Source organism: Paenibacillus sp. 01T422, from assembly GCF_056398785.1.
In genome coordinates this window covers 1-10,757 of sequence record NZ_JBFTQB010000109.1, presented here as the reverse complement: position 1 = coordinate 10,757, position 10,757 = coordinate 1, and the positions used below count along the sequence as shown (strand labels likewise).

Below are 10,757 nucleotides of genomic sequence, written 5' to 3'. Positions count from 1 at the left end.
GACCTGGTGCGACTGGGCATACTAACCTTACTTTACGCTTAAGCTGCCAGCTTTGATCCACCGAAGCGCATGCTAAGCTCAGGAAAAGGAGGTTTTTTTATGAGTCGCAGAAGAGGTGTTATGTCCGAAAGCTTTAAAAATGAGTTAGCGAAGGATCTTGGGTTCTATGATGTCGTTCAACGCGAGGGCTGGGAAGGGATCCGTACCAAAGATGCAGGGAATATGGTGAAACGAGCTATTCAGATTGCGGAGGAACAGCTGGCGAAGCAATATGCAGCCTCTGCGCCACCAGTTACGCAAACCTCATACGGCCAGAATAACTTCACACAGCCTAGCTACGCACAAGCGCCAATGTATAACCAACGGGTTGTACAGACGCCCCAGCACTATGGACAGCAAACGACGACCTTTACACCATCTTATACGCCTTCTACTACCCAAAACATGTATACTTCATCTTCACCTAATGGACAGTCACAAGCGGGCTGGAATCCCGTGGCATCAGCGTCCTACCAATCGGCGCAAGGCGAGCGGCGTCCAAACTACAGCTAAAGCGAATGCTTTAGCTTTTTTTTTGCGCTTTTGTTATAATATTTTAACGGCAATCGAGCAAAAGAAGGTGACCAAGATGAAGATTTTTGAAAAAGCACCGGCTAAAATTAATTTATCCTTAGATGTTTTACATAAAAGACCAGATGGTTATCATGAAGTAGAGATGGTCATGACGATGGTCGACCTGGCCGATCGGATTGAAATGCAGGAGCTTTCACGGGATACGATCATTATTTCCAGTCAAGCAGGCTATATTCCGTTGGATGAGAAGAACTTAGCCTTTCAGGCTGCGCGGCTTATTAAGGATCGCTATGACGTCAAACAAGGCGTGTATATTCATTTGGATAAAAAGATCCCCGTAGCTGCAGGACTTGCAGGGGGCAGTAGTGACGCGGCGGCAACGCTTAGGGGTTTGAATCGACTTTGGAATTTAAACATCCCTATGGAGGAGCTGCAGGTGCTTGGCGCTGAGCTTGGATCGGATGTCCCTTTTTGTGTAACGGGAGGGACGGCTGTCGCCAGAGGACGCGGAGAAAAGCTAGAGCCGATCGTCTCGCCGCCGCAATGTTGGGTTGTTTTGGCCAAGCCTCCCATCAATGTGTCCACATCGGAGATCTACGGCAAGCTGAACGCTCGTGAGATTAAGAATCATCCTTCGACAGAGAATGTGCTGAAAGCGATTCGTGAGAAGCAGTTTGATCAGCTATGCGGAAATCTCGGCAACGTGCTGGAAGAAGTGACACTGGACCTTTATCCAGAGGTTAGACAGTTGAAAGATTGCATGCAGCGTCTCGGTGCGGACGGCGTTTTGATGTCGGGAAGCGGACCAACGGTGTTCGGCCTTGTTTCCAAGGAAGCGAAAGTGCCTCGTATCTATAATGGCCTTCGAGGGTTCTGTAAGGATGTTTATGCGGTGCGGATGTTGACCTAGCCTGTGGAGTTGTGTGCAAGGGGCCCTGAGGGGGCTCTTTTTTAACGGAATGGATTAAGGGGCAGCGCTTAATCTACTGGAAGATGTCCTTATGTCTTGTGGTTTCGTTGTCGCATAAAGCAGCAACGATAAAGCCGTCGGGCTTATGCCTAGGCGGTGCTTTTTTGTGGAGATATTCACGGTCTGGTGCGTCTTTTTCTGCATGTTAGTATTATGTCATGTGTATGTTAAGTTAATTTTCATGTGAAGCTTGAATAAATACGTATAAAAGTGGTATATTTTCTTTATATTATTCGGATTTTTGGGGGGTAGTGCGATGAAAAAGTTGAAAAGGAGCGCTAGGCTGGTAGAAATGACGCAATACTTGTTATTTCGCCCCCATTCGTTAATTCCTTTAACGACTTTTGCCGAGCGTTACAACTCAGCGAAGTCCTCGATCAGTGAGGATTTGGCGATTATTAAAGAAGTTTTTGAGGAAGAAGGACTCGGCGAGCTGCAAACGCTTGCGGGCGCAGCCGGTGGTGTGAAGTTTTCACCGAAGGTACCGAAGGAAACCTCATTGAAGTTCATTGGACAGCTCTGCTTGCAGTTGCAGCAGCCTGAACGGATCCTGCCTGGCGGTTACTTATATATGTCTGATATCATGGGGCAGCCCCAGTATTTAAATGAAATTGGCAAAACGTTTGCATCTGCGTTCGCAGGGCGTGATATCGATGTGATTATGACCGTAGAAACGAAAGGCATTCCGCTCGCATACGCGACGGCTACTTATATGAATCTACCCGTTGTTGTTGTTCGCAGGGATAGTCGGGTAACAGAAGGCTCAGCCGTAAGCATTAACTATGTTTCTGGCTCCAACAAGCGTATTCAGACCATGTCGCTCGCAAGACGTGCCTTGAAAGAGGAATCCAAGGTACTTATCATCGACGATTTCATGCATGTTGGCGGAACGATTCACGGGATGATGGATTTGCTGGCGGAATTCAAGGCCACAGTCCAAGGGGTTGGCGTCTTCATGGAGTCTGTTGAAGTGGAAGAGCGTTTAGTAGATCAATACGTATCGCTAGCCCGATTGTTTGGCGTAGATTCCAAGACCAAGCAAATCACGGTAGAGCCTGGTAATTATTTTGATAGTAAAAAAGGAGACGCGTAAAACGATGGAATTCATCTCAACAACGGCAGCGCCTGCTGCTATCGGACCTTACTCGCAAGCAGTTAAGCTCGGAAACATGCTGTTTACTTCAGGACAAATCCCGCTTGGTTTGGATGGGCAAATCGTACAGGGCGGCATTAAGGAGCAAGCGCATCAAGTGTTTGCAAATTTGAAAGGCGTACTGGAAGCAGCGGGTACATCCTTTGGCCAAGTTGTGAAAGCGACCGTCTTCCTGAAGGACATGAATCAATTTGYCGAGCTGAATGAGATCTATGGCACCTACTTTGGTGATCACAAACCGGCTAGATCGACTGTCGAAGTGGCTAGATTACCACGTGATGTTTTTGTCGAAATAGAGTTAATTGCTGTGATTCCTGTCGAAATTTAACAGTAACATTAAGATTGTATAAAATTATCGAAAATTTCAAAAAAATAAGAAGGAATTTGCACAACGATGTGGAATATTACACCCAAGTCTCAGAGATGGAAAAAGGTGGTGAACACAAGTGCAAATTACAGATGTAAGGCTCCGCCGGGTCAACTCCGAGGGGAGGATGAAGGCAATTGCTTCCATAACTATCGATAATGAGTTCGTAGTACACGACATACGTGTTATCGATGGGAATAACGGTATGTTCGTGGCGATGCCAAGCAAACGGACACCGGATGGGGAGTTTCGAGATATCGCTCATCCAATTTCTTCTACTACCCGTGAGAAAATTCAAGCTGCTGTATTGGCTGAATACGACCGTGCAGCGGTAGAAGAAGAGGTTATTGAAGAAGGTGCATAACGTATAATAATTGAGAGGGCCCATAAGGGCTCTCTTTTCTTTTGGGGGGCTTTGATGCTATATTTGGTAAAGAACTGTTAACTACATTATTAAGGCATACATCATACAGCTATTTATAATAAAGGGGTTGGATAGTCTTTGAAGCTCATGGCGATTGTGTTAGCGGCAGGACAAGGTAAACGAATGAAATCGAAGCTGTATAAGGTACTTCATCCGGTTGTAGGCAAACCGATGGTAGGGCATGTTGTAGATACACTTCAGCAAATAGATGTAACAAGAACTTTAGTTATTGTGGGATACGGAGCAGAAGCAGTACAGAGCTATCTTGGAGATCAAGTTGAGTATGCGCTGCAGGAGCAGCAGTGCGGAACTGGTCATGCGGTATTGCAAGCGAAGGATTTACTTGGCGATGAAGACGGAATGACCGTTGTAATTTGTGGAGATACACCACTGATCTCAGATGTGACGCTTAAGAATACGATTGAACTGCATCAGCGTTCGGGCGCGTCTGCTACGATCCTGACAGCGATTCTCGATGAGCCGCAAGGCTATGGCCGTGTTATTCGCGGGGAAGATGGCAGAGTTGCGCGAATAGTTGAACAGAAGGACTGCAACACTGAGGAAGCGGCTGTTCAGGAGATTAATACGGGCACTTATATTTTCGATAACCGGAAACTCTTCAAGGCGCTGGGTTCTGTCACAAACAATAATGCTCAGAATGAATATTACTTGACGGATGTCATCGGGATCATGACGGGTGCAGGGGAAATCGTGCAAGGTTATTGCATGGCGGATGCTGCGGAATCTATCGGCGTGAACGATCGTGTTGCGCTTGCCGAAGCAGAACGGTTGTTCAAAGGGCGTATTAACCGCAATCATATGCTGAACGGGGTTACAATTATTGATCCTGCCAACACATACATCGAGAAAGATGTTGTGATCGGAGCGGATACCGTTCTGCTGCCGGGCACTATTTTGCGCGGGAAAACAATCATTGGCGAGCAGTGTACGATCGGACCTCAAACTGAGATTATCGATTCTGTCGTGAAAGATGACGTTACGATTAAACAGTCTGTTCTGCAAGAGGCTAATGTGGATAATGAAGCAAGCGTGGGGCCTTTCGCATATTTGAGACCTGGAGCGGACATCGGGAAGCAAGTGAAGATCGGTGACTTCGTCGAGATCAAGAATGCGAAGCTTGGCGACGGTTCGAAAGTATCTCACTTAAGTTATGTAGGTGACGCGGTTGTCGGCACGAATRTTAACATTGGCTGCGGCGCAATTACGGTGAACTACGATGGATTCAACAAGAATTTAACGGAAATCGGGGACGATGCGTTCGTAGGCAGTAATGTGAACTTGATTGCACCTGTGAAAATCGGCAATGGTGCGTACGTTGTCGCAGGCTCTACGATTACACATGCCGTGAACGATGGGGATTTGGCTATCGCGAGGGAAAGACAAACGAACAAACCGGGATACGCGGATAAAATCAAAGGCCGGATGAAAGCGAAGAAAGAAAACAAAGCAAAAAAAGAATAGGAATACGTTAAATCTCCCTAGCAAGGGGGAATTTGGATGGAATCTCTTAAGGATGGGTACGCTATGAACTAGCTGTTACTCACTTGGCGTTGTTTACGAAAGTAAATGTGCTGAGCAAAATTCTTAGGAGGTTCCTTTTTATATGGCATTGTCACTGAAAGCGGAAGCCCGCAAGGACACAACGAAAAACGATATCAAACAACTGCGTGTAAAAGGTAAAGTGCCTGCGGTCGTGTATGGCAAAAAAGTGGCTGCTACGGTTATCACGGTCGACCAGAAAGAATTAGTGGCGCTGCTCCGCAAAAGCCCGCACGCCGTTATTGAGCTGGAGATGCCGGATGGCAGCGGCAAGCAGCCGGTTATGATCAATGAAATACAGCGGAACCCGCTGAGCCGGGAGCTGCTCCATGTTGATTTCCATCAAATCAATATGGATGAGCCAGTCAAAACGGTAGTTACTCTGGAGTTTATCGGGGAAGCCGTGGGGGCAAAAGAGGGTGGAATCTTGCAGATTCAATTGCATGAGCTGGAAATCCGCTGCTTACCGAATGAGATACCAGCATCTATCACGGTGGACATCTCAAAAGTGGGAATCGGAGAAAATATGCTGGTTAGTGAACTCAGCGTTCCGGGGACGATTGAAGTGAAGTCTGATCCAAGCGAGCTTGTTCTCACCATTCTGGCTCCTCAGAAAGAGGCTCCTGAGGAAGTTGCTGCTCAGGGCAAAGAGGATAAACCGAACGAAGCTAGTGAGGAAGCGAAAGAAGAGCAGACCGTATAAGCTTATAGAAGGGTACCCTCGCCGATGCGCAAAGGGTATCCTTTTTTCCTCTTCCTTCCGTTAATACCCRGGCCGGGAAACAACAAAGTGCGTATTTCTGTTATAAAACGTATTATTGATTTTTATGAAATGAGGGCTGTAAAATTCAATATAGCCTATATCCTTATGTAGATTTTGATAGTATACTTGGACGGGAATACCGGCATCTATATGATCTTGAAAATGATGATCGCTTGTAAGTTGTTGACCGTTTAGATACATATTCGCTGATTCACCCGCAGTTATGAAATTTATGATTCATTTTAGTAACATATAGGTAAACAATAACCTTAAGATGCAGGTTACGCCAAGGATTTTTTAGTAAAAGGCTAGGAGGAACTGGAAGAAAATGAAATGTTTTATCGGACTGGGTAACCCGGGAAAGCAATATGAGATGAATCGGCATAATGTTGGGTTCATGGCCATAGATCGTTTTGCCGCCAAATGGGGGATAAACTCTTTTCAAAATAAGGGTAAGGGACTGCTGGGAGAGGGGAACGTGAACGGCACGAAAGTATTTCTACTGAAGCCGATGACGTATATGAATCTTTCAGGTGAATCAATGAGAGCGATCTTGGACTTTTACAAGTTGAAGGTGGAGGATATCGTTATCATTTATGATGATATGGATACGCCTTTTGGCCAGATCAGGCTTCGCTATCAAGGAAGTGCAGGCGGCCACAATGGGATTAAGTCCATTATTCAGCATGCCGGGACACAGAGTTTCAACCGCATTCGCGTAGGCGTGAACCGACCAGCCCCTGGTTATAATATCGCTGATTATGTCTTAGCGAACTTTTCCAAGGAAGAGATGAAGTCGCTGGATGACGTGCTGGATCTGACCTGCGAAGCGATGTTGTCGAGTTTGGATGAGCCTTTCGAGAAGACGATGGGCAAATTTAATAAATAAGTAAAAACGGCGTGTCTTCAAAACATCATATGCATGGTCCTTATTCGAAAATGACAATGGTACATTCGGCTAATTTCTCCGGAGAATGGTCATACTAGGATGTAATCGAATCGTCGAAGGAGGCATACATATATGATTAAGTACATTTGCAGGCATTGTCATACCTTTGTTGGGGAAATTAATCAAGCCATAACAGAGCAGCAGTTGGGCTTCCATTTCTTGACCCCTGATGAGCGTAGAGATATAATATCGTATAACACGAATGGTGATGTTACGGTTAGGGTTGTTTGCGACTACTGTCGTGAGGCGCTGGAGGCCAATCCAGAGTTGTCTCTGCTGGCAAGCCCGCTGCAGTAACATGATGTTTTCGCTGAATTAAAATGATGAAGATGAAGAGTTAATAGCCGAGGCAAGTGTGCCAAGGCTTCTTTTTGTGAGAGGAGTGTACTTGTTTGCAAGCTTTAATTCAGGCTTTTTCTGCGGATACCGACTTTCAAACGATCGTGTCAGGCATCAGGTCCGAGATGAAAGAGCAGCTCGTTGCCGGACTTACCGGTTCCTCCAAGCAAGTGATGATCGCAACTCTTGCGCGAGAGCTAACGCGCCCGCTATTCATTGTTACTCATAATATGTTTGCCGCTCAAAAAATAGCGGAGGATTTGCTAGAGTGCCTATCATCTGATGATGTTCTACTCTACCCGTCGCAAGAGCTTCTGACAGCGGAAGAAGCAGCTTCCAGCCCAGAGATGCTGGCACAGCGTATTGATGTGCTTACTAAGCTAGCGGGAGGTTACCGCGGCATTGTGATTGCTCCGTTCGCAGGCGTGCGCAGATTACTACCGATTAAGCAAGTTTTCGAGGAATCCCGGATAACCGTGAAGGTGGGGGATACCGTTCAACTGGATGAGCTCCTAAGCACCTTATCTAATTTGGGCTATGAGCGCGTGGAGCGGGTTGAGACCAAAGGGGAGATGAGCGTTCGCGGGGGCATTCTGGATTTGTTTCCATTGACGTCGGAAAATGCGATCCGAATTGAACTTTTTGATGTTGATGTTGACTCTATTCGTACTTTTGATGTGAGTGACCAGCGGTCAATAGATAAATTAGAGTCGATCACGATTCCTCCTTGCCGTGAGATTCAAGCGGATAGAAAGCGATTACAATCTGCTGCGCAGCATGCGTATGAGCTGCTACAGGCTCAGCTGGAGAAAATGACCGACCGGACAGCCAAAGACAAGCTGCTCGAAGGGATCGGACACGATATTGAACTGCTCCGTGAAGGGCAGACGTTCCCCGGCATTTATAAATATATTTCTCTTTTATATACGGAAAGACAGACCCTCATAGACTACATGCCTAAGGATGCTGTGCTGATTATCGACGAACCGGCTCGGTTGCTGGAGACAGCGAAACAGCTCGAACGCGACGAGGCAGAGTGGATGATGCATGCGCTGACAGAGGGGAAGAGCTTGCCGGCTTTTGTGCTGTCCAAATCTTACGAAACGCTGCTGCATCGCAGACCGTTTCCAACGTTATATTTATCCCTATTCCTGCGCCAGGTCGTTGGGATTCAACCGCAAAATATCGTGAACTTCGTGAGTCGCGTTATGCAAAATTTCCACGGGCAGATGAATTTGCTCAAAGCGGAGATGGAGCGCTGGAAGAAAAACGGGGCTAATGTCATTCTCCTCGCGAATGGCGAAGAACGTGCCGAACGGGTGAGGCGTGTCCTGAACGACTACCAGATCGAAGTGCCAGAAATTGTAGATGGGAATCTACAGACAGGGTTTGAATTGCCTTCGATTCATTTGGTTGTTATTACGGAAGGCGAGATTTTCACACAGAAGCAGCGCAAAGCCCGCAAGGTCGAGAAGAAGCTGGAGAACGCGGAGCGGATCAAAAGCTATCAAGAGCTGAAAATTGGCGACTACGTTGTACATGTGAACCATGGGATCGGGAAATACGTCGGTATAGGTACGCTCGAAGTGGGCGGTATTCATAAAGATTATCTGCATATCATGTATGCCGGCGGCGACAAACTATCTGTGCCGATTGATCAGATTGATCTGATTCAGAAATATGTAGGTTCCGAAGAGAAGGAACCCAAGGTTTATAAGCTTGGCGGAGCCGACTGGGCAAGAGTGAAGAGCAAGGCAAGGGCATCCGTTAAGGATATTGCCGATGAGCTGATTAAGCTCTATGCTGAACGACAGGCAACGACAGGGTATGGATTTAGCAAAGACAGCTCCTATCAGAACGAGTTCGAAGCCATGTTCCCTTATGATGAAACACGAGATCAACTTCGTGCGATCGAGGAAATTAAGAACGACATGGAGAAACTGCGTCCAATGGATCGCTTGCTTTGCGGCGACGTTGGATACGGGAAGACTGAGGTTGCGGTTCGTGCCGCCTTTAAAGCGGCTATTGACGGGAAGCAGGTTGCTGTCCTGGTGCCGACCACTATTTTGGCCCAGCAGCATTACGAGACATTCCGCGAGCGCTTCTCGGGCTATCCGTTTAATGTGAAGGTGCTCAGCCGTTTCCGCTCGAAGAAAGAGCAGACGGAAGTCATGAAAGGCGTCAAGAAAGGAACGGTTGACGTTGTCATCGGAACGCACAGACTGCTGTCGCAAGACGTGCAGTTCAAGGATCTAGGTCTGCTGATTGTCGACGAGGAGCAGCGGTTCGGTGTGTCTCACAAAGAGAAGCTGAAGCGGCTTAAGACGAATGTCGACGTGCTGACGCTGACGGCAACGCCGATTCCAAGAACGCTGCATATGTCCATGCTCGGGGTTCGGGACTTGTCCGTTATTGAGACGCCGCCGGAGAATAGGTTCCCTGTTCAGACGTATGTGGTCGAATATGGCCCGACACTCGTTCGGGAAGCGATTGAGCGGGAGCTCGCGCGTGAGGGTCAAGTGTATTACCTCTACAACCGGGTTCAAGGGATTACGCAGATCGCCGATCAAATCTCGATGATGATACCGGATGCTCGTGTTACGGTTGCACATGGTCAGATGGGTGAGCAGGAGCTGGAGAAAACGATTCTCGATTTCCTTGACGGGGAATACGACGTGCTTGTCAGTACGAGCATTATCGAGACGGGTGTCGATATCCCGAATGTGAACACGCTCATCGTCCATGATGCGGATAAAATGGGACTTTCCCAGCTGTATCAGCTGCGTGGGCGCGTAGGGCGATCGAATCGCGTAGCGTATGCCTATTTCACGTATCAGCGGGATAAAGTGCTCACGGAAGTGGCTGAGAAACGTCTGCAAGCGATTAAAGAGTTTACAGAACTTGGCTCAGGCTTTAAAATTGCGATGAGGGATTTGTCGATACGCGGTGCAGGGAACTTGTTGGGTGCCGAACAGCATGGTTTCATTGCTTCTGTAGGATTCGATCTCTACTCACAAATGTTAGCCGAAGAAATTGCAAAGCTGAAACTAGAAATAGATGGGGAAGCGGCCATACCGGAACCGGAATGGAACACTTCCATCGATATACAATTGGATGCCTACCTACCATCCGACTACATCTACGACAGCATGCAAAAGATCGAGATTTACAAAAAAGTGGCCGCGATTCGCACATTGGAAGAAGCGGCAGACCTGCATGATGAGCTCGTGGATCGCTTCGGAGATCTGCCGCAGGCCGTGTTTAACTTGCTCTCAGTGGCTCGCCTGAAAGCATACGGCGCGGAGTACCGAATTGAAACGATCAGCCAAAAAGGGGATGATTACCTAATCAAGGTGCATATTGACCAAAATGGCAGGCTGGATGGTCAGAAGCTGCTCAATTTGTCCAAAGGCTTTGATGGGCGAATCAAGCTCAATGCAGACCCGCAATTGCATATTGTTATTCGCTGTAAAGGTATGAAGCCAGAAGCTTCCATCGAGTTGGTGGAGAAGTTCTTGGTACAATATAAGGATGTTCTGAAAACGAAAGGGGAATTAAAGGATGTTGCCAAATCATACTAGCAAACGACTTTTTTCTAAAAAATGGATATTAAGCATGGTTGCATTGGTTCTTGCATTTTCTGTACTAAGTGCTTGTGG

Annotated in this window: 9 protein-coding genes and 1 pseudogene; all 10 read left to right on the top strand. The window is 47.2% G+C overall.

Features of this window, described 5'->3' with window-relative positions:
* Positions 1–99 precede the first annotated feature (99 nt).
* A pseudogene (locus tag AC1DUA_RS08470) lies at positions 100–270 on the top strand (small, acid-soluble spore protein, alpha/beta type); the annotation flags it as partial.
* Positions 271–628: 358 nt separating this feature from the next.
* A complete protein-coding gene (gene ispE / locus AC1DUA_RS08465; RefSeq protein WP_477499311.1) occupies positions 629–1,483 on the top strand; it encodes a 4-(cytidine 5'-diphospho)-2-C-methyl-D-erythritol kinase in 855 nt (284 codons plus the stop codon).
* Positions 1,484–1,799: 316 nt separating this feature from the next.
* Positions 1,800–2,636, top strand: coding sequence for a pur operon repressor (purR, locus tag AC1DUA_RS08460; protein ID WP_477499310.1), 837 nt, complete (start codon positions 1,800–1,802; stop codon positions 2,634–2,636).
* Positions 2,637–2,640: 4 nt separating this feature from the next.
* The gene (locus tag AC1DUA_RS08455; protein WP_477499309.1) at positions 2,641–3,024 is read left to right on the top strand and encodes a RidA family protein; all 384 of its coding nucleotides are present in this window, start codon (positions 2,641–2,643) and stop codon (positions 3,022–3,024) included.
* Positions 3,025–3,142: 118 nt separating this feature from the next.
* Positions 3,143–3,427 (top strand): septation regulator SpoVG, encoded by a 285-nt coding sequence (gene spoVG / locus AC1DUA_RS08450; protein ID WP_028557369.1) that lies wholly within the window; start codon positions 3,143–3,145, stop codon positions 3,425–3,427.
* 138 nt (positions 3,428–3,565) lie between these two features.
* Positions 3,566–4,969 (top strand): bifunctional UDP-N-acetylglucosamine diphosphorylase/glucosamine-1-phosphate N-acetyltransferase GlmU, encoded by a 1,404-nt coding sequence (gene glmU, locus AC1DUA_RS08445; protein ID WP_477499308.1) that lies wholly within the window; start codon positions 3,566–3,568, stop codon positions 4,967–4,969.
* Between the two features lie 142 nt (positions 4,970–5,111).
* Positions 5,112–5,750 carry a 50S ribosomal protein L25 gene (locus AC1DUA_RS08440; protein ID WP_477499307.1) on the top strand — a complete coding sequence of 213 codons (639 nt, stop codon included), beginning with the start codon at positions 5,112–5,114 and terminating at the stop codon, positions 5,748–5,750.
* Between the two features lie 388 nt (positions 5,751–6,138).
* Entirely contained in the window at positions 6,139–6,699 is a 561-nt protein-coding gene (gene pth / locus AC1DUA_RS08435) for an aminoacyl-tRNA hydrolase (RefSeq protein WP_477499306.1), read from the top strand.
* Between the two features lie 132 nt (positions 6,700–6,831).
* On the top strand, positions 6,832–7,056 hold the full coding sequence (locus tag AC1DUA_RS08430; protein ID WP_145669352.1) for an anti-sigma-F factor Fin family protein: 225 nt from the start codon (positions 6,832–6,834) through the stop codon (positions 7,054–7,056).
* 95 nt (positions 7,057–7,151) lie between these two features.
* Positions 7,152–10,679, top strand: coding sequence for a transcription-repair coupling factor (mfd, locus tag AC1DUA_RS08425; protein ID WP_477499305.1), 3,528 nt, complete (start codon positions 7,152–7,154; stop codon positions 10,677–10,679).
* Positions 10,680–10,757: the final 78 nt, after the last annotated feature.